Below are 20,533 nucleotides of genomic sequence, written 5' to 3'. Positions count from 1 at the left end.
GTCAATCGTCGCGACAGGCCGTCCAATAAGCCACGCTGATAGCGTGGTCCATTTTCGTGAAAAGCGTAAGGAGCCAAGATGAATTCGCAGGTCAACGAACTGGAAGGCGAAGACTTCGATGCCGAGGTGCTGGCCTCGGAGGGCCCGGTGCTGGTGGCGTTCATGGCGGCGTGGTGCATGCCCTGTCGGGAACTCGAGCCGGGCCTTGAACGGCTGGCCGCCGCACGCCCTGAAGTGCGGGTTTTTCGCCTCGATATTGAACGCGCCGAAGAAGTGGCGGTCAAATATGCCATTCGCGGGTTTCCCACGCTGGTATTGTTCATGGATGGCGATTTCGAGGCAACCCGAGTCGGGGCGTTGACGGACGATCAGATCAAGACGTTTCTCGACAATCACCTCTCCTGAGCCTGACGAATCGCTCGGGGGCTTGCTTTCGGCCTTCAGCTTGACTACCATCGAGATGTTCGCCTGTTCCGAATGCTTCCTGACCGCCTCGCGGTCCCCCAAGTCGTCAGTCAGTCCCAATGTTCTTTTTTCTGGCCAAAACCTTTCTGCGGTATCCGCTGTAGCGGTAAAAGTTTTGGTAAAGCGTCAGGCGACCTGAACAGACCTCTCCTTGTCTTCGGCCTTTTCCGGTCACTCGCTAACCAGCAAGAGTGCTTCCCGGCCGAGCATGGCCGCCGAGAGGAAGAACATCACGGCTCTGAACGCACCGCGCGGCGCAACGTCACCGCCTCCTGTCTCATTTTCCGGCAATGTCCATTGCCTCGCCGACACGAGCAACTTCTGAACGAACCGATGAATCTTACCGAACTCAAGCAAAAAACCGTTCCCGAACTGCTGGAAATCGCCCAGGAAATGGGTATTGACAACCTGGCACGCTCGCGGAAGCAGGACATCATCTTCGCCATTCTCAAGAAACATGCGAAAAGCGGCGAAGACATCTATGGCGATGGCGTACTGGAAATTCTTCAGGATGGCTTCGGCTTCCTGAGAAGTGCCGACAGCTCCTATCTTGCCGGTCCTGATGATATCTATGTCTCTCCCTCGCAGATTCGCCGTTTCAACCTGCGCAAGGGTGACTCCATTTCCGGCAAGATTCGCCCACCCAAGGAGGGCGAACGCTACTTCGCGCTGTTGAAGGTCAACCAGATCAACCTCGACAAGCCGGAGAACGCCAAGCACAAGATCCTGTTCGAGAACCTCACCCCGCTGTTCCCTCAAGAACGCATGTTCATGGAACTGGGCAATGGCTCCACCGAGGATCTCACTTCGCGCATCATCGATCTCACCGCGCCCATCGGCAAGGGCCAGCGTGGCCTGATCGTCTCGCCGCCCAAGGCGGGTAAGACATTGATGCTGCAGAATATCGCGACCTCGATCGCGCGCAACAATCCCGAGTGCCATTTGATCGTACTGCTGATCGACGAGCGCCCGGAGGAAGTGACCGAAATGTCGCGCACCGTGCGTGGCGAAGTGGTCGCCTCGACATTCGATGAGCCGCCGGCCCGCCACGTGCAGGTCGCCGAGATGGTCATCGAGAAGGCCAAGCGATTGGTCGAGCACAAGAAGGATGTGGTCATTTTGCTTGACTCGATCACGCGTCTGGCACGTGCCTACAACACCGTGGTGCCGTCCTCCGGCAAGGTGTTGACCGGCGGTGTCGATGCGCATGCCCTCGAGAAGCCCAAGCGTTTCTTCGGTGCGGCACGTAACATCGAGGAGGGGGGCAGCCTGACGATCATCGCCACCGCGCTGGTCGATACCGGTTCCAAGATGGACGAGGTAATCTTCGAGGAGTTCAAGGGCACCGGCAACATGGAGGCGCACCTGGACCGCAAACTGGCCGAGAAGCGGGTCTATCCGGCGATCAACATTCGCCGTTCCGGGACTCGACGCGAAGATCTGATCGCCTCCGAGGACGAAATGCAGCGTATGTGGATACTGCGCAAGCTGCTCAACCCCATGGAGGACGTGGCGGCCACCGAGTTCCTGATCGACCGCTTGAAAGATACCAAGACCAATATCGAGTTCTTCGAAGCCATGAAGCGGCGCTGATCAGGTGCTATTGCGTTCACGCAGACGGTGTTGAATCCTTCCTGGTACGCCAGCCCGGTCGGCATGCTCATGTATAAGCTCGTACATTCCGCTGCCTCAGTCGGACTCGCCTTGTCTGCGTATCGCTCATAACGTACCTGCCTTCTTGTCACTCGGAAGCGGGCAGCAATCCAGGCAGTGAACGCGAGGGGCGGCATGCTATGCTGCCCTTTTTGTCGTTTCGGAAGCGGGAAATCGAATGAAGTACAAGGACCTGCGCGACTTTATCGCCGCTCTCGAGAGTCAGGGAGAACTTCAGCGGATCACCGCCGAGGTCGACCCCTATCTCGAGATTACCGAGATCTGCGACCGTACCCTGCGCGCAGGCGGTCCGGCGTTGCTGTTCGAAAACGTCAAGGGCCATGACATGCCGGTACTCGCCAACCTGTTCGGTACCCCCCAGCGGGTGGCACTGGGCATGGGGCAGGACTCGGTGAGTGCCTTGCGCGAGGTGGGCAAGTTGCTGGCCTTCCTCAAGGAGCCGGACCCGCCCAAGGGGTTCCGCGATGCCTGGGACAAACTGCCCATCTTCAAGCAGGTCATGAGTATGGGGCCCAAGACCGTGCGCCGTGCGCCGTGCCAGGAGGTGGTGCTGGAAGGCGAGGCGGTCGATCTCGACCGGATTCCCATCCAGCACTGCTGGCCGGGGGATGCTGCGCCACTGGTGACCTGGCCGCTGGTCGTGACCAAGGGGCCGCATAAGTCGCGCCAGAATCTGGGCATCTATCGCCAGCAGAAGGTCGGCAAAAACCGCCTGATCATGCGCTGGCTGAGCCATCGCGGCGGGGCGCTGGATTTCCAGGAATGGCAGCAGGCACATCCCGGCGAGCCGTTCCCGGTAGCGGTGGCGCTGGGCGCCGATCCTGCGACCATTCTCGGTGCGGTGACGCCGGTGCCGGATACGCTCTCGGAGTACGCCTTCGCCGGGTTGCTGAGGGGGTCGCGTACCGAGCTGGTCAAGTGCGGTCATGCCGATCTCGAGGTGCCGGCCTCGGCGGAGATCGTATTGGAAGGCTTCCTCTATCCTGACGATACCGCGCCGGAAGGCCCTTACGGCGACCATACCGGCTACTACAATGAAGTCGAGACGTTTCCGGTCTTCACTGTCGAGCGCATCACCCATCGCCGCAATCCCATCTACCATTCGACCTACACCGGACGACCGCCGGATGAGCCGGCCATCCTCGGCCTGGCGCTGAATGAAGTCTTCGTACCGATCCTGCAAAAGCAGTTTCCCGAGATCGTCGACTTCTATCTGCCGCCCGAAGGCTGCTCCTACCGCATGGCGGTAGTGACCATGAAGAAGCAGTATCCGGGGCATGCCAAGCGGGTGATGATGGGGGTATGGAGTTTCCTGCGCCAGTTCATGTACACCAAGTTCGTCATCGTGCTTGATGACGATGTCGATGCGCGCCGCTGGGAAGACGTGATCTGGGCGATCACCACGCGCATGGATCCGGCGCGTGATACGGTGATGGTGGAGAATACGCCGATCGATTATCTCGATTTCGCCTCGCCGGTGGCCGGGCTCGGCTCCAAGATGGGACTGGATGCCACCAACAAATGGCCGGGGGAAACCGATCGGGAGTGGGGCACGCCGATCGTCATGAGCGAGGCGGTAAAGACGCGGGTCGATGAACGCTGGGACGAATTCGGCATTCGGCTTGCAGCCGATTCCTCGCCAGGCGAGGCCCCGGTGAGAGTCAATGACAATGCCCCCGAGTAATGACGAGGACATGATGACGGCACGGATTCTGACCTGCCATGTGGAAAGGGTGGAAGATCTGACGGACGATGTCTTCCGGGTGTGCCTGGAGGGGCGCACCGAGGCGATCGCCCATGCGCCGGGACAGTATCTGGAACTCAAGTTGGACGAGGATACCTGGGTGCCGTTCTCGATCGCCAACGCGCATGGCGGCGATGGGGTGATCGAACTGCATATTCAGCACTGGCCGGAGCGCGCCAACTCGTTACGCCTGCGTCAGATGCTACACCGGGCGGCGACCATTACCGTGCGCATGCCTGGCGGTGAATGTGTGCTGGACCCCGCCAGCTCACGGCCGTTGCTGTTGATTGCCGCCGGCACTGGGTTCGCCCAGATGAAGGCGATGCTCGAGACTGCGCTGACCGGCGCCAAAGAGCGCCCCATCGCGTTATGGTGGGCGGCGCGCGAGCGTCGCGATCTCTACCTGGAAACGCTGGCCCGGGAATGGGCGGCGCGCTATGCGCAGTTTCACCTGCATCTGGTGATCGAAGCGCCGCAGGAGGAGATCGAAGCCTCGCCCGGTGTCGACGTGCACTATGGCCGTGTCGATGAGGCCTTGGCTCGCCAATTGCAGCATAGCGACGTGTCCGATCACGATGTGTATATTTCCGGATCGCCGGGAATGGTCTATGCCTGCGTCGATACGCTGGCTCCGCTGGGGCTGGACGAGACGCGGGTCTTCTCGGATGTCTTCGCCTACGCGCCGCGTGTGCCGTTCCTGCCGCTTCCCGACGGCGATCCCGAACAGGCGCCGCTGTCGCCGGGCGAAGAGGAGGAACGCAAGCCATGAGTCAGTCGCCGATCCTGATTACTGGCGGCGCCCAGCGGCTGGGACGTCACTGTGCCGAACGATTGCGCGACGATGGGCATCCGGTGATCATCAGCTATCGACGCGAGCGTGACGAGTTGGCCGCGCTGCGGGCTCGGGGGGTGGTGACGTTGCAGGCGGACTTCTCCACTGAGCAGGGGATCGAGGATTTCATTGTGCGGCTCAAGGCCGAAACCTCTTCGCTGCGCGCCATTGTGCATAACGCCAGCGAGTGGGCGCCGGAGACCGACACGCTGGAGGCCGGTGCCAACTTCGAGCGGCTGTTTCGCATTCATATGCAGGCACCCTATCTGATCAACCTGCATTGCCGTGAGCTGCTCGATGCCTGCCAGGAGCCGCAGCGTGACATTGTGCACATGACCGATTTCGTGGCCCGCAAGGGCTCGCGCAAGCATGTCGCCTATGCCGCGACCAAGGCCGGGCTCGACAATCTGACGCTGTCATTCGCCGCCCTGTACGCCCCCTCGATCCAAGTCAATGCCATCGCTCCGGCATTGATCATGCTCGGCGACGATGATCCTGCCGATGAAAGGGCCCGGGCCAAATCGGCGCTCGGCACGATTCCAGGGCCTGGTGTGATCTATCAGAGCCTGCGCTATCTGCTCGACAACAGCTATGTCACCGGGGTGATTCTACCGGTGGATGGGGGGCGTCATCTGCGCTGAACATGAGGCTGCAGGGCACGGGGAAGCGCGCTAAAATAGCGCGGAAGCCACATTCCCCGAACGACACCATCATTGGAGGACGCCATGTCCGAGTACGATCCGAATTTCAAAGACGAAAGCGGCCTACTGTCTGTAGTGCTGGGGATCGTAGTGCTGGTCAGTATGTCCTGCCTGCCAGCCACTATCGTGTGGGTGGAGTATTTTTCCTGAGCACCGTCTGGCGGCTAGCCATGAGCGGGCTTGCCTGGAGGATACGGGGCGTAGCGGTTGAGGTGTTTGGCATACCGGGGCGAGGCATGTCGGGGTTGCCAAATATCGGAAGCCGTGTAGGATAAAGTCACTTCAGGAGACAATTCATGAGCCAGACACACGTATACGTACAGATTCTCGTCGACGCCGCCTTTCGGGCAGGCATCCGCGACGCTGTACGGCGTGGTTTTGGCTATTGGTATTGGTTTAGCGCCAGCGCGCCAGCGATGCGGTCCTGAACTCGCGAGGCGCGCCCTGAACCAGGGTTGCCTCCGAGACTTTCGAAACCCCCGGTCGGCAACCCGACCGGGGGTTTTATTTTGCGTGCAAATCCGGTCGGCGCCGGGGCACCGAGAATCGAAAAGGAGTATCAGCATGGCCTACTGGAACCGAGCGATCGAAGCGCAGCGTAACCCGACCCGCGGTTATGGCTATCGTCCCTGGCGATTTAGCGTCTCCCGGCCGGTCCAGTTCGCCACCTCCGGTCGGGGCTTGTCGGGTGGCATACGCCCAAACCGAAGAGTCTCGGCCCGATCCTGACGGCCGAAGCACGACAAAGAGAATTGCCATGAATGCCCCATTGAGCCTGACCCGGACCGCCTCCCATATCCCCTTGCGGCCATCCAGCGAGCTGCCCACTCTGGAAGAGCTCAAGCAAACCCTGCCGCTGGACAGCGAACTACGTCAGCGGGTCCAAACCCAGCGCAACGGCGTGCGCGCCATTCTCGAGGGACGCGATGACCGGCTGCTGGTCGTGGTGGGGCCTTGCTCGATTCATGATCCGCAAGCGGCACTGGAGTATGCCGAGCGTCTAGCGGCCCTCTCGCCGCGCGTCGACGACCGACTGTTGCTGGTGATGCGCACCTATGTGGAGAAGCCGCGTACCACGGTCGGCTGGAAGGGGCTGGCCTACGACCCCCATCTCGACGGCAGCCACGACATGGCGGCGGGGCTGGCCCTGTCGCGTTCATTGATGCGCGATATCGTTCAGCTGGGGCTGCCGGTGTCCAGCGAGCTGCTGCATCCCGGAATCGCCGCGTATTTCGAGGATCTGCTGGCCTGGGCGGCTATCGGCGCGCGCACCACGGAGTCGCAGGTCCATCGCGAGCTGGCTAGCGGTCTCGAGGCGGCAGTAGGATTCAAGAACGGCACCGACGGCAGCTTCGACGTGGCCATCGAGGCGATGCATGCGGCGGCGCATCCCCATCGCCACTTCGGCATGGCCAGTGACGGACGTCCCCGGATGATCGAAACCCAGGGCAACCCCCATACGCATGTCGTATTGCGTGGCGGCCATGGCCAGCCCAACTACGACCGGGATTCGGTACAGGCCTGTCGCCGTGCGCTCGAAGCGGCCGGTATCGCCCCGCGTATCATGGTCGACTGCAGTCACGCCAATTCGCGCAAGGATCATCGCCGCCAGCCGGGCGTGTTGCTCGATGTACTGAAGCAGCGACTGGCCGGGGAACGCGCCCTGATGGGAGTAATGATCGAAAGCCATCTCTTCGAGGGGCGTCAGACGCTCGAGGCCAATCGCTATGGTGTTTCCGTCACCGACGCTTGTCTGGGCTGGGAAATGACCGAGCATCTGCTGGAGGAGGCGGCCGGGCAGCTACGTGTGAGCGGCAGCGCATGAGTGCCGAGGTATGGAAGACGACGCTGGCTGTCCGTGGCGGACTCTTTATATCCTTGTTAGCGCGGTTACATCAGGCCCGCGAGGAATGCTGGCTTCCTGGAGAGGTCGACGATGTCGGTCTCAAGGCATTGGATACGCCTCGGCAAGTCCCTTGAGCCACTACCAGCCGAACTTACGGTGAAGCGTGTCGTCGGTGGCGTTCGGTTCCAGCAGGCGCCGCCAGGTCGCTAGCGGATGATTCTGGGCAAGACGGCCATTGAGCTCACCGTGGGCGCCCCCGCTGGCGGCCATGTCGAGCGTGCTGGTCAGCTCGAATCCTGGGGGATCGCGCATGGTCAACTGCCAGTGATAGTCCCCGTCATCGCGACAGTCCAGGGTCAGGCGTGCCTGCCCCAACGCGACGGGGTCCGGTGTCAGCAGTATCAGGTCATCGCTGGTCAGGCCGCCCTGCGTAGTGACACACCGTTGGCCATGAGTGGTCACCGCGAGCCTGCCCAGCCAGTCGCCGGTCGGAGTGAGCGGCAGTTGCGACGTGTCGATTGTGCGCAGCGATCCCCCCTCCAGCTGCCAATCGATGGCCAGGCCGTCGAGCGCCGCTGTCAGCGTCCAGGGCTGCGCTGTCTCGCCCAGCGTGAGGTTGAGGCGTCCCGGCCACGTCATCTGCCAAGCCACCGGGCCTAGCGCGAGGGGAAAGGCGCCTTGCGGGGAGAATGAGAGCATCTCGATGCGGCCATCCAATAGGCGCCCTTCGACACCCTGCCAGCCGACCCCGCTTCCCAGGTCGTCCTTCACCCAGTTTGCCAGTACCGGCAGTGGCCAGTAGAGCGTCAGTGTGACGAGAAAGACCAGCGCGACGGACACTGCCGCGAGGCCACGTAATACCCAGCGTGTCATGGCGTCGCCTCCTCGGGTATGGCCGGTTCGCGTTCGAGCTGGGCAACGAAGCGGGCCTTGATAGCCAGGCCGGCCTCGTCGTCTCGCGAAAGCGACCAGTCGAGCGCCCACCAGCCCTGCTGGGCGGCCCAGGCGCTGAAGCGTTCAAACGCTTCGAGGCTGTCGGCGCGGCCTGCCAGTCGCCAGCCATCGTCGCTCGCCTCCAGACGATCCAGGACCAGGGAGTGAAGCAGCGCTCCCTGGCGCCAGGTATCGGCGCTCATCGGCGTGACGGGAGGCAGGGCGGTGAGCAGGCGTGCGTCGCGCAGGGAAGGCGCATCACCCGATCCAGTACCTGTCATTCCGGTGAAGTCGACCTGCTGAATCAGCAGATAGCCGGCCAGGATCAGGCTGATGCCGGCACCGAGACTCAGACGCAGTCGCTCTGCCGCAGGACGGCGCTGCCAGGCCTGACGTGCATTCGTGAATAGCGGCTTGGCGAGCATCATGGGGTTATCTCCGCATTCATTGCCATATGCAGCGACAGGCGCTGCGTCTCGGGTTGCCACTCGGCCTTGCCCAGGCCGGCGAGACGCTCGGCGAGTTCGGAACCGTCGCGGGTAGCGTCCTCGTCGAGGTGCCAGCGCATGACCAACTGCGTGCCGCTGACACTCAACTGGGTCAGCGCCAATGGCAGCGGGCGGGTCTGCCGGTCGATGCGCTCAAGTGTCGTCGTCAGCCACTGATTGCGTTGCTGAAGGGATTGAAGGGCGGCGTGGCGGTCCTGGACGCGTTGCAGAGAGGCGGCATCCTCGGGGAACAGACTTGCGAGACGGGCCTGCGTATCGCCGGCCAGGGCGCGCTGATCGAGATAGCCCTGCCAGCCGACGGCACCGAGATGCAGCAGCGCCAAACCCGCGATAGCCGCGGCCAGGCGGCGTGTATTGCGAGAAAAAGGCAGACGAGCGCGTCGCAGAGAGCGGGGCGCCGGCTTGATGCCTGGCATGGATGGTAGCGTTACCGGCAAATGCCGAGCGTAGCGCTGTAAAAGTTCGGCAGAATCCGTGCCAGACGCCGTATCGGCAATGCCATGCCACGGCCAGTGCCAGGCTTTCTCGCATATTGCCGCGGGCAGACGTTCTTGCCACTCGCGGGGCCAGGCCAGCCACTGTTCCGCGGAAGGTGAGTGGGGGCCCGGCGGCGCCGCTAGGGTCTTGATCATCAGGTGGTGCGTGTCGGCGACCACGCTGGCGTCATCGGGCGATGCCGGTGACGGCTGCGCCATGAAGACCGAGGCCCAGTGCGTCGTGCGGATACCGCGCGCCGCCAGCCAGCGTTGCCATGCCAGGAGTCGCTCGCGGCCGGTCACGAGCAGTTCGAGGTGATCGCGCCCCTGTTGCAGTGCCGCCAATTCCAGCAACTCGCCCTCAGTGCATAGCTGGTCCTCGATAAGCAGCGGCCATTCGCGCTGACGCAGTCCCTTGGGCGCCGCCCGATGGAAATGACTGATGGCGGTGGGACTAAGCAGCAGCACGCTGTCGTTTTGCTGGCTTAGCTGCGCCAGTCGAGCGAGCGCTGCGGCATCGCTGTCGTCGATCCGCCCGGTCTCGTCATGGCCAGGCAGTCCGGTCGCGATCCAGTGGACAGCGACAGGCTCGGCTTCCGTCGAGGGAGGCTCGGGCGATTCGCAGAGCAACAGCAGTCTAGAACGAGACGAGCCGGCGGCACCGCGCCGAGTGGACGGCAGCCATAGCCGGCCGAGAGGCAACGGACGAAGCAAGGCATTCATGGGACAGAACCTTGGGGTAAGGAGGTGGGCGACATCATCCAGGCACTCAGGTCGTCGCTACGGGAAAGGATGCGCACACGCGATGCCGGCGCGTAGGGCGACCAGCTACTGACGCCTTCCGCCTTGAGCAGGCGTCGGGCATGAAAGCGGTAGCCGCCGACCTCGACGGTCACACGAAGCTCGAGGTAATCGGGAGTCAGCGTCAGACGCTCGCCGTAGCGGTCGAGCCACTCACTGTCGCCGCCTAGTTGCGCACGCACGGCGTCGATTCCCGAATAGCCGATAGCGGGGCGGGCGTTGATCAGACGGATCAGATCGCCGCGCGCCACCTGTCCTTCGAACAGCGCCTCGAGCAAAGGCAGCTGCGCCAATTGCACGCTGTTGAGATTGAGGCGCCAGGCACCCGTGTCGGGCAGCACGCAGAGATCGTTCAGGGTCTGAAAGCGAGCGGTGTCGAGCGGTTCCAGCCAGTTGATTTCGCTGAGATCCACCAACAGCGTGTCGGCACTGACCCGCGGCGGCGAGCCACGCGCGTAATCGACGCCATCCAGACTATTCTCGCGCGGCTGGGTGTCGGCATCGATCCAGTCCGCGAGCCGGGCCACGAAAGCTGTCGGCGTCAGGCCGCCGAGAGCCGAGGGCGAGCGATCCGCGAGTAGTCGGGCCAGTTGCTCGCTGGCCAGCGCTGCGTCGCTACCAGCCAGGGCGTTGAGATTGAAGCAGGTGCGCATATCGCGCACCACCAGGCGGATACGGCCTTCGTCGGTGGGGTAGTCCAGTGGCTTGCCGGCCAGACTTTGCCACCACAGGCTGGCCTGGCGCACGGCGGCATCGGTGAGCGCGCGCCGGGCGATGATCTCGGCCCCCTGGATGTGGAAGCGAGCCTGAGTCTCTGCCTGCAGCAAGCCCAGGCGATGAATGTCGTTGCGGCCATCCTCGGCCAGCGAGGCCAGGACCATCCCCACCAGCGCCAGACACAGCAGTACCATGAGCAGGGCGACACCACGCTGTCGCGACATCACGGGGCCTCCCAGTACGGCAACAACGCGCTCATCTGGAAGCGAGCACCATTTCGCCACCACTGCAGGCGGATGCCCGTCGGCAGAGTCGTGTCGGGAGGGGCCGCCGTCCAGCGGGTACCGTCATAAAACTCGAACTGCACCCGCTCGACGTCATCGAGGCGGGCCGAGGTCTGCCATTGCGGCGTGCCGGCGTCGTCGAGCAGGCCCGTCGAGCCCAGCCACAAGCGATGATCGTCGCTGTCCCACACCAGCCGCTGGCGGCGCAGGCGGGTGTAGTGGTCGCCGATGGGCAGCGGCCAGTCCCCTTGGGCCACCCATTCGAGCGTCTGAGCGTCGGGCAGGTAGTCGAGCGGTGCGTTGAGCAGCGGCTGCCCCTGAACATGTACGGGACGCACGACCAGCGCCTCCAGGCGCCGCTCGAGAAGCTGGGCGAGGCGTGCATCCTGGCGTAGGGCCGGTGGCGCACTGAGGCGCTCGCGTGTCGTTACCATGGCGTTGACCAGGGCGGCAACGGTGACGCCGATCAGCGCGGTCAGGGCAATGGCAATGATCACCTCGAGCAGGGTAAAGCCCCGTTGCGAAGGGCGGCGGTAACGGGTCATGGAAAGAAGAGCCGAGTCATGGCGAAAAGAACAGGGTGAAACTCAGGTCGGCGTGTTCGCGAGCGGCCTCGTCGAACAGACTCAGCGTGCCACGCCGCATGTTGCGCACCTGGGTCGATTCGACATCCAAACGCCAGAAGCAGGGCTGACCGGCCTGATCGAATGCCCCCTCGTGGCGACCGGTGCTGGGCCAATAGCGGGTCAGCGTGAACTCGGCGCCCAGCGCGCGGGCACACAGGATCAGCGGTACGCGCTGCGCTTCGGCAAGGCTGGCACGGGTGCGCTGGTGCACGCCCTGACTGACCGCGACGGCGATGATGGCCAGGATGAATAGCGCGACCATGACCTCGAGCAGCGTAAAGCCGCTGTCCGGGCGCTTGCCTATGATGCGCGTCACAGGCTCGCCGCCTTGACCCGATAGATGCCCAGCGCGTCGACCTCCAGGGCACGCTGCGTGCCGTCATGGCCGATGATCAGTCGCCCGCCGATCACTTCGCCATTGGGCCACCACACCAAACGGGGCATGTCGGCATCGGCTGTCGACGGTGCGCCGGCGGAGACGCTGTCTATCGAAAGGGATGTCGGCCAGGTCTGCGGTGACAGACGCTGGCTTTCCAGCGGCACCCAGCGCCATTCGCCGGTATCCGGCACGTAGCGCCAGGTGACGAACTGATAGCCTCGGGCATCCGCCTGCCAGCCGATGATCCGCTGGTCGAGAAAGGCCACGTCACGCGCCAGGGTCAGGTCGCTGCGCAACCGCTCGGTGGCGGCGTCCAGACGTCGATGGTCATCGCCGCCCAGCCAGGCGACGCTGAGCGTCGTCGCCAGCGAGACGATGACGACGACGACCAGCAGCTCGAGCAGCGTGAAGCCGCGGACATGCTTGCGGGTCATAGCATCCAGTTGCCGATGTCGGCATCGGGACCTTCGCCGCCGGGGGCACCGTCGGCGCCCAGACTGAAGATATCCACGCTGCCGTTCTCGCCCGGACTGCGGTACTGGTACTCGTTGCCCCACGGGTCGCTGGGCAGACGGCGAATGTACCCCTCTTCGCGATAGTTCTTGGGTAGCGGCTCCTGGCTCGGCGCCTCGACCAGCGCCAGCAGGCCCTGGCGAGTGGAGGGGTAGCGATAGTTGTCCATGCGGTACATGTCCAAGGCCTGCTCCAGAGTCGACAGGTCGGCGCGCGCCTTCTGCTGCATGGCGTCGTCCTGATTGCTGAGCACATTGGGCGCGACGATGGCGACCAGCAGCCCGATGATGAAGATCACCACCATGATCTCCAGCAGGGTGAAGCCGCGTTGGCGACGGGAGGAGCAGGAAGGGCGGGAGCGTGTCATGGGCTTTCCTCGGCAGTTCAATATTGCATGGCGCCATTGAGGCGCATGATCGGGAGCAGAATGGCCAGGACGATGGTCAGCACGACGCCACCCATGGTCAGGATCATCACCGGTTCGAACAGGGCCAGGGCCATGTCGACGCGACGGTTGAACGTGGTCTCCTGGGTGTCGGCCACGCGTTCCAGCATGCGGTCGAGCGTGCCGCTGGACTCGCCGCTGGCGATCATGTGCAGCATGGTCGGCGGGAAGCGGCCGCTTTCGGTCATGGCGCGATTGAGGCTGACCCCGGCGGAAACGCGCTCGCTCAGCAGGTCGACGGCGTTGCGCATCACCAGGTTACCGAGCGTGTCGCGGCTGACCTTGAGGGCATCGAGCAGGGGGATGCCGCTATGGGTGAGGATGGCCAGCGTGCGTGTCAGGCGGGCGGTATCCAACAGCACGATCAACTCGCCCAGGCGGGGCAGGCGCAGCAGCCAGGCGTGCCAGCGCTGGCGCACGGCGCGCCGCCGCAATAGCCGCTGCAGAATCACGACCCCGAGCACGCCGGCAACAAGCAGTCCCGGCCCCGCAAGCTGAAGGAATTCGGAGAAGGCGATCAACGCCCGCGTCAGCCAGGGCAACGCCATATCGGAGCGCTCGAACTGTTCTGCCAAGCGGGGCACCACGTAGGTCATCAGGCCTACGACGACGGCGACCGACACAGCCACCAGCACCAGCGGATAGACCAGCGCCGTGCGTGCCTTCTGGCGCTGCTGCTGGACCCGCTCCAGGTGGTCGGCCAGGCGCTCCAGCACCTGGGCGAGACGCCCGGCCCGCTCGCCGGCGGCGACCAGCGAGCGGTAGAGCGTGTCGAAGGTGGCCGGGTGCGTGCCCAGGCTGTCCGCCAGGCTGTAGCCCTCGCGCACCCGGGCCACGATATCCAGCAGCAGGGCTCGGGGCCGCTCCTTCTGGGCCTGCCGCGACAGCGCATCGAGGGCGTCGCCGATCGGGATGCCGGCATCGACCAAGGTTGCCAACTGGCGCGTCAGCAGGGCCAACGTTTCGTTGTCCACCCGGCCACGACGGGAGGCGTTCCTGGCCTTGTCGCGGACCGGGACCAGCTGGCGCGGGAACAATCCCCGGTCGCGCAGCAATTGACGCGCCTGGCGCTCGCTATCGGCCTGCAGGACGTCTCGTCGGCGAGCGCCCTCGGCGGTCAGCGCAAGATAGCGATAGGTCGGCATGGGTTTCCCGAGTTGGTTTCGTTGTCACGCCTCAGCGTGCCAAAAGCATGTTGCAGTTTTCGGTCGTTCACTGATGGATCGCCCGTAGTACCTCGTCGACGCTGGTGTCCCCCGCCTGCAGGCGATTTGCGGCGCACTGCACCAGCGTCATGTGCATGGCGAAGGCATGCCGGGCCATGTCCGACTCGGCGGCGCCGTCATGGATCATGCTCGCCAGGGTGTCGTCGATGGCGATGAACTCGTAGAGTCCCAGGCGGCCACGAAACCCGGTGTGGTCGCACGCCTCGCAGCCGACCGGCTCGGCGATGCGCTCGAGCGTATGCAGGCCGCTGAGTCGTCCCATGTCGGTCGCGGTGATTTCTCGCCAGCGCCGACAGGCCGGGCAGAGGCGCCGGACAAGGCGCTGGGCCATCACGCCCTTGAGGCTGGTGGCCAGCAGGAACGGTTCGATGCCCATGTCGCGCAGGCGGGTCACGGCGCCCAGAGCGCTGTTGGTGTGCAGGGTGGAGAGCACCAGATGGCCGGTGAGACTGGCCTGGACGGCGATCGCCGCGGTTTCCACGTCGCGGATCTCGCCGATCATGATCACGTCGGGATCCTGGCGCAGGATGGCGCGCAACCCGCGGGCGAAGGTCAGCCCGGCGTGCGGGTTGACCGGCGTCTGGCCGATTCCGGGAATCGCGTATTCCACCGGATCCTCGACGGTGAGGATGTTGCGCTGGCTGTCGTTGAGATGGGCCAGGCTGGCATAGAGCGTGGTGGTCTTGCCCGAGCCGGTGGGGCCGGTGTTGAGCAGGATGCCGTTGGGCCGGGCCAGCGTTGCCCGGTAGGCCTCCAGCATGCGCTCGGGCATGCCGATGGCGCTCAGGTCGAGCATCGAGGCCTGCTTGTCGAGCAGACGCATGACCACGCGTTCGCCATGAATGCCGGGCAGCGTCGAGACGCGAATGTCCACATGGCGCCCGGCGGTGCGCACGGTGATGCGCCCGTCCTGGGGCTGGCGTTTCTCGGCGATGTCGAGCTTGGCCATGACCTTGATGCGCGAGATCAGCATCGGCGCCAGCACGCGCGGCGGGCGCAGCGCGACGCGCAGCGCCCCGTCCACACGTAGCCGCACCACCAGCTCATGCTCGAAGGGCTCGACGTGAATATCCGACGCCTCCAGACGCAGGGCCTCGGAGAAGATGCCGTTGATCAGACGAATGACCGGGGCTTCGTTCTCGGCGTCGAGCAGGTCCTCGGTGCGCGGCAGTTCCTGCAGCAGATGATCGAGATCGACGTGCTCGGCGAGCCCCTCCATCAGGGCTTCGGTGCTGGCGCGGCTGGCATCGTAGAGACGCCCGAGGCGACTGTCGAAGGCGTCGTCGCCGAGCCACTCGCAGCTCAGCGGATCGCCATGCACGCGCTGGATCTCCTGCAGGGTGACGATATCCACGTCCTCGCGACACAGCAGGTGATAGCCCGCGTCGCGCCATTCGATGGCGGCCCCGGCACGCCTCGCCAGACGATAGGGCAACAGCTTCTCGCTGGTAGGGTCCCTCAGCTCCGGGACCGGTGACGCCGCCTGGAGACTTTCCAGCGGTGCGTTCATGGTGCCAGGGCTCCCAGCCGGTCGCGGGCCGACGGATAGAGACCGTTCAGGGACAGGCTGGCGCCTTGAACGTCCAGCTCCGGCAGGGTCTGGTCGGTATCGAAGTCGTTGAGCAGTTGCTGGGCCCGCATGAAACGGTACTTCTCCGCCGTGGCGGCATTGAGGGACTGGGCATCGCGCAGCACGCGGGCGCGGATGAACACCATCAGGTTCTGTTTCTCGTTGGAGCGGCTCGAGTAGCGGAACAGGTTGCCAAGCAGGGGGATGTCGCCAAGTAGCGGCACCTGCTGGCGGGTATCGCTGCTCTGGTTGCTGATCAGGCCGCCCAGCACGATGATGCCGCCGTCCTGGGCGAGCACGGTGGTCTCGATCTCGCGCTTGTTGGTGACCACATCGCTGGCGGCGACGTTGTCGGCGATCGACGAGACCTCCTGGGTGATCTCCATGCGGATGGTATTGTCGGCGCTGATGGAGGGGCGGATATGCAGACTGATGCCGACATCCTCGCGCTGGATGGTCTGGTAGGGGTTGGCGTTGTCGACGGTGGTCGAGCCGGTCACGAAAGGCACTTCCTGGCCGACCAGGATGTAGGCCTCGGCATTGTCCAGGGTGGTCAGCGACGGCGTGGATAGCAGATTGGTGTCGGAGTCGCTGCGCAGGGCGTTGAGCAGCGCCGCGAAGCTGACGCCGCTGTCGCTGAGACGGCCGACGCCCAGCGTGACCCCGTTGAGGCTGCCCAGCAAGGCCCCCAGCGCGCTGGTGTCGTCGGCGGCCACGGCCGCGGCGAGCTGGTTGATGCCCGCCGACGACGAGGTGGAATAGTTGACGCCGCCGACGGGGAAGGTGCCGCTGCCGCCGGTGTCGGCAAACAGCCATTGCACGCCAAGCTCGCGCGCCCGCGATTCGGTGATCTCGGCGATGATCGCCTCGACGGCGACCTGGGCACGACGTATGTCGAGACGCTCGATGATGCTCTGATAGGCATCCAACTGCGAGGACGGGCCGGTCAGCACCAGGGCGTTGGTGGAGGGGTGTACCGCAAAGGCCACGTTGTCGCTTGACGTCATGCGCCGGGTGCGGGTGATGCCGCCACTGCCCAGCGCAGTGTCTCCGTTACCTGACGAGACGCTCTCGTCGCCCACCGGCATGCCCAGGACATTGCGGGCGTCGGTGTCGGTCGCTTCGATGCTGGAGACATAGCCGCCCCCGTCGCGCAGGTTACGCAGTACCTCGACCACGGTTTCGGCGCTGGCGTGATTGAGATAGATGACCCGAGTGTTGGTGCTCTGATGCTCGCTGGGCTTGTCGAGGGCGGCAATCAGGCGCCGGGCGCGCTGGCGGTCACGCTGGCTGCCGAAGATCACCAGGGCATTGGCGCGCGGCGCGGCGATCACCCGGGTATCGCTACCCTTGCCCTGGATGGCGCTGTCAACGGTTTCGGCCAGTTCCTCGGCATCGGCAAAGTCGAGCGATATCACCTCGGCACCGGTGTCGCGGTTGCCGTCGAGCAGCGTGGCCAGGCGGGTCAGGCGTTGCAGGTTGTCGCGCCAGTCGGTGACGACAACCATGTTGCTGTCCGGGTAGGGGGTGATCGTGCCGACGCGAGAGTCGACCAGAGGTTGAAGAATGCTGGCCAGGGTCGCGGCATCGAGGTGCTGGGTCTCGATCACCTGGGTGGCCATGACGTTGCCGTTGTCGGTTTCACTACCCAGTGGCAGCGGCTGGCTGCGGGCCACCTGATCGGGCACGATGCGTACCTGATCGTCATCGAGCTCGATCGTGGCGTAGCCGTTGATCTGCAGCTGGTTCTGGAACACGCGATAGAGTTCGTCGGCGCTCAGGCTGCGCTGGCTTTCCAGGCTGATGTTGCCGCGCACCCGGGGATCGACGATGAAATGCTTGCCGGTGATGCGCCCGACACTATCGATGAACTCTTGCAGGCTGACATCGTTGTAATCGATCTCGTAGCGCGGCGCGGCGCTCTCGTTGGCCGTAGAGTCGATCGTCTGGGCGAGCGCCGACGAAACGGTCGCCGTAAGCAGGAAGGCGACGAACGTGTGCCGGAACTTCATGAGGAAAACTCCACTTTCAACGTGATCGGATGTCCGTCGCGCTGCAACTGGACGTGTAACGAACGGGCCTGGAGCAGGTGCTCCTGAAACAGGGTGAGGGCGTCGTCTTCGCGAATGGTGTGCCCTTCGATAGCCGTAAGCACGTCGCCGCTCTCCAGCGGCAGGGCCTCGAACAATGAGGGATCGGTGCCGGGGCGCAAGCGATATCCCCTGAGCTGCTGGCCCTCGAGCACCGGAGCCGCCTGGAAATAGCGCAACAGCGGCGTGGGGTCATGGAACAGCGACTGTCGATAGTCCTCGCCGAAGCGGGCCGTGAAGGCCTGACCGGGCCAAGCTACCGGTTGGGGGGGAGCGCCGGCTTCGCCGACTCGGGACGAAGATGTCGGGACGGCTGGCGGCTGCGACTCGACGGCGACGACGGGCGCGCCGTCGGCAGGCTGGGTGTGCGGCCATGGCAGGCGCTCCTGGCGCCCTCGGTTATCGAGAATCAAACCCTCGGAGGTGATATCGACGAGGCGCACCTGATCGTCGATGCGCTCGCCCAGCGTCACGACCTGCTGGCCTTTTGGCGTACCGAGGATGAGCACCGAACGGTTCAGAGGCATGCCGCGCGCCACGCCGACGATGGTCAGTGGCAGGCGGGTCAACGGTAGCGCTGGCCCCTGAGCGGGAAGATCCCTCTGCCATAGCGTGTTGCCCGTGACCGGCAATGCGGCGGGAGGCGGGGCGTAGGCCGGTGACTCAGATGACGAGGGGGTGCCCAGACGCCAGGCCAGGCTGGCACCGTCGGCGATCACACGGGCACTCAGCCAGGCCAACAGGCACCAGGCCAGCCAGTGCCCTATCGGATTCAGCCGTAGAGTGGTCGTGAACAGGGCGCGTAGCGTGTTCATGAGCCGAGACGGGCCTCGGGGTGCCAGCCGGGGTGGCCGTCGACGAAGCTTAGCGAAGCTTCGGGACGCGGCGGCAGGGTCCAGTGTGCGTCCCGTCCGCTCAGGTAGCGTTCCATACGTTGCCAGAGCGGCTCACCGGCGGGGGCGTCGGGGCGAATACTCCAGGTCATCAGCCGGCTCTCGCCGGTCTCGGACAAGGAGATGCGCTGGCCGGTCTCGGCGCTGTAGCGGCAGCGCCAGGCGACGCCATCGAGCCTGGGCAGATCCTGAGCAGTGTCGAGCAGCAACGGCTGACCGAAGCATTGGTCGCTGGCGCGCTCGAGCAGCGCCTGAATGTCGTCGCTGGTGGTGTCGAGCGCAAAGACCGGTGCGGCATGGCCGCCACTCAGCGCAATCAGATGGTCGCGGGTAATCGGCTCGCCCGGCGCGACGATCACGTCGTAGCGCAGCCCCGTCGACAGTGTCGGCATCGAGGTGTTCTGGTCCGGGATCGGCTGATCCGGACCGCCCTGCCGCAATGCCGCGCTGATCAGGCCATCCCAACTGCCGCCGACTACGTCACGGCGCCATAACCAGTCCGGTGCCACGGCCAGCGGCCGGTCGAGCCAGTCGGCATAGGGCGCGCGCGCCGCGTCGAGCTGCCGTTGCAATTGAACGGCCTGCTGGCGTGCCGGTGCACTCAACGTCTCCCTCAGGGCGGGATGGAAGTGGGCCTCGATCTGCCACTGCCCGCTGCGTACCGTGCAGCTCAGCTGGAATACCCCTACGCCGCGGGCTCCAGGCAGGCAGACCGGCAGCCTCCGCCCATCGCTCTGCATCACCGGAATCAGTTGTGGCCAGAAGTCCTGGCCCCGTGCGCACAGCAGCACATCGGCACCGTTCAGGCGCTCGGCCAGCCACAGGCCCGCCCCGGTACCGACATCGGCGAGGACCACCACCAGGTCGGCCTGTTCGCGGGCCTGACCGACCTGTTCGGCGGCGGCGGCGTACCAAGTGTCCAGCGCACGCGTCTCGTCATGCGCGTAGGGATCGGTGATGCCGACCACGGCGACACGCGCACCGCCACGCTCGAAGTACGCGATCGGCTCGACGCTGCCGGATGGGTTCTGCGTCTCGCTCAGTGAGCCGAGCACCGGCGCGGCGAACTCGCGATAGAGGGCGGCGCACGCCGGTGGCCAGATGACCCGCTCGTCACTGCTCACCCGCGCCTCGGCGCCCAGCAGGTGACTGCCGGCCACGCCGGCACGTCCCTGGGTGAGATACGCCATGCCGCTGCCGTTCCAGCACTGGCCATTTTCCAGCGTCAAGGTGTTTGACGCGCCAAGCGACTCGCGCAGGCCCGTCAGGCACGAGGCCAGCACGGCATAGCCGCCGAAGCGTTGCCGGGTGGCCAGCTGCGGGTCGGTCAGGGCTTGAGTGGCGGTGTCCAGTGGGCCGGTCAGTGCTGTGACGCTGGCGGCGGTCGCCCAAGGCGCTTGTCCCAGGGACTGCGCCGGACCCAGGCGAGTGGCGGGCACCACGGGGTAGGCGGGGTCACGCGTGTCCAGGGTGTCGGCATAATAGAGCAGTTCGACCCGGGACGAGTCGGCTTGGGGGCGTGGACCGAAGCCGCCAGGCGTAGCGGCGCATCCGACGAACCAGGGTGCCAGCATGCCCAACCCCGTGAGCTGCAGGGCACGACGGCGGGCAGGGGACAACACCTTGCCCGCGGCGGCTGAATGTGTCGGAAGTTTGCGTCGGGAAGTGCACCACGCCATACCGTCGGTTGCCCCTGTTACCGTTGTCTTGTCATGCCTGTCGTGGCCTTGTGATGTCGATCGAGGCGCTGTGGCTTAAGCGGGCCTGCCGAGCATCGATGACACTGGGGGGGCATTTTAGTGACCGGAA

Annotated in this window: 21 protein-coding genes; 8 read left to right on the top strand and 13 right to left on the bottom strand. The window is 64.7% G+C overall.

Annotated features, from left to right (window positions below; translation table 11 throughout):
* The first annotated feature begins 78 nt into the window (after window positions 1-78).
* The 8 genes from ACW4DH_RS14315 to ACW4DH_RS14280 all read left to right on the top strand — a co-directional run bounded on the left by ACW4DH_RS14315 (window position 79) and on the right by ACW4DH_RS14280 (window position 7,241).
* A complete protein-coding gene (locus ACW4DH_RS14315; protein ID WP_459637071.1) occupies window positions 79-405 on the top strand; it encodes a thioredoxin family protein in 327 nt (108 codons plus the stop codon).
* Between the two features lie 393 nt (window positions 406-798).
* Complete coding sequence (gene rho, locus ACW4DH_RS14310; protein ID WP_459637070.1) at window positions 799-2,058, top strand: transcription termination factor Rho; 1,260 nt, start codon at window positions 799-801, stop codon at window positions 2,056-2,058.
* Window positions 2,059-2,296: 238 nt separating this feature from the next.
* Window positions 2,297-3,823 carry a 4-hydroxy-3-polyprenylbenzoate decarboxylase gene (gene ubiD / locus ACW4DH_RS14305; protein WP_459637069.1) on the top strand — a complete coding sequence of 509 codons (1,527 nt, stop codon included), beginning with the start codon at window positions 2,297-2,299 and terminating at the stop codon, window positions 3,821-3,823.
* A 13-nt stretch (window positions 3,824-3,836) separates the two neighbouring features.
* Complete coding sequence (locus ACW4DH_RS14300) at window positions 3,837-4,652, top strand: NAD(P)H-flavin reductase (protein WP_459637193.1); 816 nt, start codon at window positions 3,837-3,839, stop codon at window positions 4,650-4,652.
* Window positions 4,649-5,356 carry a dihydromonapterin reductase gene (folM, locus tag ACW4DH_RS14295; RefSeq protein WP_459637068.1) on the top strand — a complete coding sequence of 236 codons (708 nt, stop codon included), beginning with the start codon at window positions 4,649-4,651 and terminating at the stop codon, window positions 5,354-5,356. Before ACW4DH_RS14300 ends, folM begins: the two co-directional genes overlap by 4 nt.
* Window positions 5,357-5,440: 84 nt before the next feature.
* Entirely contained in the window at window positions 5,441-5,566 is a 126-nt protein-coding gene (locus tag ACW4DH_RS14290; protein WP_459637067.1) for a hypothetical protein, read from the top strand.
* Window positions 5,567-5,712: 146 nt separating this feature from the next.
* Window positions 5,713-5,844, top strand: coding sequence for a hypothetical protein (locus tag ACW4DH_RS14285; RefSeq protein WP_459637066.1), 132 nt, complete (start codon window positions 5,713-5,715; stop codon window positions 5,842-5,844).
* Window positions 5,845-6,173: 329 nt separating this feature from the next.
* Entirely contained in the window at window positions 6,174-7,241 is a 1,068-nt protein-coding gene (locus tag ACW4DH_RS14280) for a 3-deoxy-7-phosphoheptulonate synthase (protein WP_459637065.1), read from the top strand.
* 159 nt (window positions 7,242-7,400) lie between these two features.
* On the opposite strand, the gene ACW4DH_RS14275 is transcribed toward ACW4DH_RS14280, so the two are convergent.
* The 13 genes from ACW4DH_RS14275 to ACW4DH_RS14215 form a co-directional block, all read right to left on the bottom strand.
* The gene (locus tag ACW4DH_RS14275) at window positions 7,401-8,135 is read right to left on the bottom strand and encodes a hypothetical protein (protein ID WP_459637064.1); all 735 of its coding nucleotides are present in this window, start codon (window positions 8,133-8,135) and stop codon (window positions 7,401-7,403) included.
* The gene (locus tag ACW4DH_RS14270; protein WP_459637063.1) at window positions 8,132-8,623 is read right to left on the bottom strand and encodes a hypothetical protein; all 492 of its coding nucleotides are present in this window, start codon (window positions 8,621-8,623) and stop codon (window positions 8,132-8,134) included. The genes ACW4DH_RS14275 and ACW4DH_RS14270 overlap by 4 nt, the downstream gene beginning before the upstream one ends.
* Complete coding sequence (locus tag ACW4DH_RS14265) at window positions 8,620-9,903, bottom strand: hypothetical protein (RefSeq protein ID WP_459637062.1); 1,284 nt, start codon at window positions 9,901-9,903, stop codon at window positions 8,620-8,622. The genes ACW4DH_RS14270 and ACW4DH_RS14265 overlap by 4 nt, the downstream gene beginning before the upstream one ends.
* Window positions 9,900-10,922, bottom strand: coding sequence for a type II secretion system minor pseudopilin GspK (gene gspK, locus ACW4DH_RS14260; RefSeq protein WP_459637061.1), 1,023 nt, complete (start codon window positions 10,920-10,922; stop codon window positions 9,900-9,902). The genes ACW4DH_RS14265 and gspK overlap by 4 nt, the downstream gene beginning before the upstream one ends.
* Window positions 10,922-11,527 carry a PulJ/GspJ family protein gene (locus tag ACW4DH_RS14255; protein WP_459637060.1) on the bottom strand — a complete coding sequence of 202 codons (606 nt, stop codon included), beginning with the start codon at window positions 11,525-11,527 and terminating at the stop codon, window positions 10,922-10,924. The genes gspK and ACW4DH_RS14255 overlap by 1 nt, the downstream gene beginning before the upstream one ends.
* A 16-nt stretch (window positions 11,528-11,543) precedes the next feature.
* Window positions 11,544-11,924 carry a type II secretion system protein gene (locus tag ACW4DH_RS14250; protein WP_459637059.1) on the bottom strand — a complete coding sequence of 127 codons (381 nt, stop codon included), beginning with the start codon at window positions 11,922-11,924 and terminating at the stop codon, window positions 11,544-11,546.
* Complete coding sequence (locus ACW4DH_RS14245) at window positions 11,921-12,421, bottom strand: GspH/FimT family pseudopilin (RefSeq protein WP_459637058.1); 501 nt, start codon at window positions 12,419-12,421, stop codon at window positions 11,921-11,923. Before ACW4DH_RS14245 ends, ACW4DH_RS14250 begins: the two co-directional genes overlap by 4 nt.
* Window positions 12,418-12,867: a type II secretion system major pseudopilin GspG gene (gene gspG, locus ACW4DH_RS14240; RefSeq protein ID WP_459637057.1), complete on the bottom strand. Its 450-nt coding sequence runs from the start codon at window positions 12,865-12,867 to the stop codon at window positions 12,418-12,420. The genes ACW4DH_RS14245 and gspG overlap by 4 nt, the downstream gene beginning before the upstream one ends.
* 17 nt (window positions 12,868-12,884) lie before the next feature.
* Window positions 12,885-14,090: a type II secretion system inner membrane protein GspF gene (gene gspF, locus ACW4DH_RS14235; protein ID WP_459637056.1), complete on the bottom strand. Its 1,206-nt coding sequence runs from the start codon at window positions 14,088-14,090 to the stop codon at window positions 12,885-12,887.
* Window positions 14,091-14,157: 67 nt separating this feature from the next.
* A complete protein-coding gene (gene gspE, locus ACW4DH_RS14230) occupies window positions 14,158-15,681 on the bottom strand; it encodes a type II secretion system ATPase GspE (protein ID WP_459637055.1) in 1,524 nt (507 codons plus the stop codon).
* A complete protein-coding gene (gene gspD, locus ACW4DH_RS14225; protein ID WP_459637054.1) occupies window positions 15,678-17,753 on the bottom strand; it encodes a type II secretion system secretin GspD in 2,076 nt (691 codons plus the stop codon). Before gspD ends, gspE begins: the two co-directional genes overlap by 4 nt.
* The gene (locus ACW4DH_RS14220) at window positions 17,750-18,646 is read right to left on the bottom strand and encodes a type II secretion system protein N (RefSeq protein WP_459637053.1); all 897 of its coding nucleotides are present in this window, start codon (window positions 18,644-18,646) and stop codon (window positions 17,750-17,752) included. The genes gspD and ACW4DH_RS14220 overlap by 4 nt, the downstream gene beginning before the upstream one ends.
* Window positions 18,643-20,343 carry a bifunctional UDP-sugar hydrolase/5'-nucleotidase gene (locus tag ACW4DH_RS14215; protein ID WP_459637052.1) on the bottom strand — a complete coding sequence of 567 codons (1,701 nt, stop codon included), beginning with the start codon at window positions 20,341-20,343 and terminating at the stop codon, window positions 18,643-18,645. The genes ACW4DH_RS14220 and ACW4DH_RS14215 overlap by 4 nt, the downstream gene beginning before the upstream one ends.
* Window positions 20,344-20,533: the final 190 nt, after the last annotated feature.

It is taken from the genome of Halomonas sp. WWR20 (genome assembly GCF_054602495.1).
Note: the sequence above shows the minus strand (reverse complement) of the source record. Positions and strands in the feature narration are given on the sequence as shown.

Bases quoted from the DNA above. Each gene is read 5' to 3' on its own strand.
- ACW4DH_RS14315 (WP_459637071.1), top strand. From the start codon at position 79: ATGAATTCGCAGGTCAACGAACTGGAAGGCGAAGACTTCGATGCCGAG.
- rho (WP_459637070.1), top strand. From the start codon at position 799: ATGAATCTTACCGAACTCAAGCAAAAAACCGTTCCCGAACTGCTGGAA.
- ubiD (WP_459637069.1), top strand. From the start codon at position 2,297: ATGAAGTACAAGGACCTGCGCGACTTTATCGCCGCTCTCGAGAGTCAG.
- ACW4DH_RS14300 (WP_459637193.1), top strand. From the start codon at position 3,837: ATGACGGCACGGATTCTGACCTGCCATGTGGAAAGGGTGGAAGATCTG.
- folM (WP_459637068.1), top strand. From the start codon at position 4,649: ATGAGTCAGTCGCCGATCCTGATTACTGGCGGCGCCCAGCGGCTGGGA.
- ACW4DH_RS14290 (WP_459637067.1), top strand. From the start codon at position 5,441: ATGTCCGAGTACGATCCGAATTTCAAAGACGAAAGCGGCCTACTGTCT.
- ACW4DH_RS14285 (WP_459637066.1), top strand. From the start codon at position 5,713: ATGAGCCAGACACACGTATACGTACAGATTCTCGTCGACGCCGCCTTT.
- ACW4DH_RS14280 (WP_459637065.1), top strand. From the start codon at position 6,174: ATGAATGCCCCATTGAGCCTGACCCGGACCGCCTCCCATATCCCCTTG.
- ACW4DH_RS14275 (WP_459637064.1), bottom strand. From the start codon at position 8,135: ATGACACGCTGGGTATTACGTGGCCTCGCGGCAGTGTCCGTCGCGCTG.
- ACW4DH_RS14270 (WP_459637063.1), bottom strand. From the start codon at position 8,623: ATGATGCTCGCCAAGCCGCTATTCACGAATGCACGTCAGGCCTGGCAG.
- ACW4DH_RS14265 (WP_459637062.1), bottom strand. From the start codon at position 9,903: ATGAATGCCTTGCTTCGTCCGTTGCCTCTCGGCCGGCTATGGCTGCCG.
- gspK (WP_459637061.1), bottom strand. From the start codon at position 10,922: ATGTCGCGACAGCGTGGTGTCGCCCTGCTCATGGTACTGCTGTGTCTG.
- ACW4DH_RS14255 (WP_459637060.1), bottom strand. From the start codon at position 11,527: ATGACCCGTTACCGCCGCCCTTCGCAACGGGGCTTTACCCTGCTCGAG.
- ACW4DH_RS14245 (WP_459637058.1), bottom strand. From the start codon at position 12,421: ATGACCCGCAAGCATGTCCGCGGCTTCACGCTGCTCGAGCTGCTGGTC.
- gspG (WP_459637057.1), bottom strand. From the start codon at position 12,867: ATGACACGCTCCCGCCCTTCCTGCTCCTCCCGTCGCCAACGCGGCTTC.
- gspF (WP_459637056.1), bottom strand. From the start codon at position 14,090: ATGCCGACCTATCGCTATCTTGCGCTGACCGCCGAGGGCGCTCGCCGA.
- gspE (WP_459637055.1), bottom strand. From the start codon at position 15,681: ATGAACGCACCGCTGGAAAGTCTCCAGGCGGCGTCACCGGTCCCGGAG.
- gspD (WP_459637054.1), bottom strand. From the start codon at position 17,753: ATGAAGTTCCGGCACACGTTCGTCGCCTTCCTGCTTACGGCGACCGTT.
- ACW4DH_RS14220 (WP_459637053.1), bottom strand. From the start codon at position 18,646: ATGAACACGCTACGCGCCCTGTTCACGACCACTCTACGGCTGAATCCG.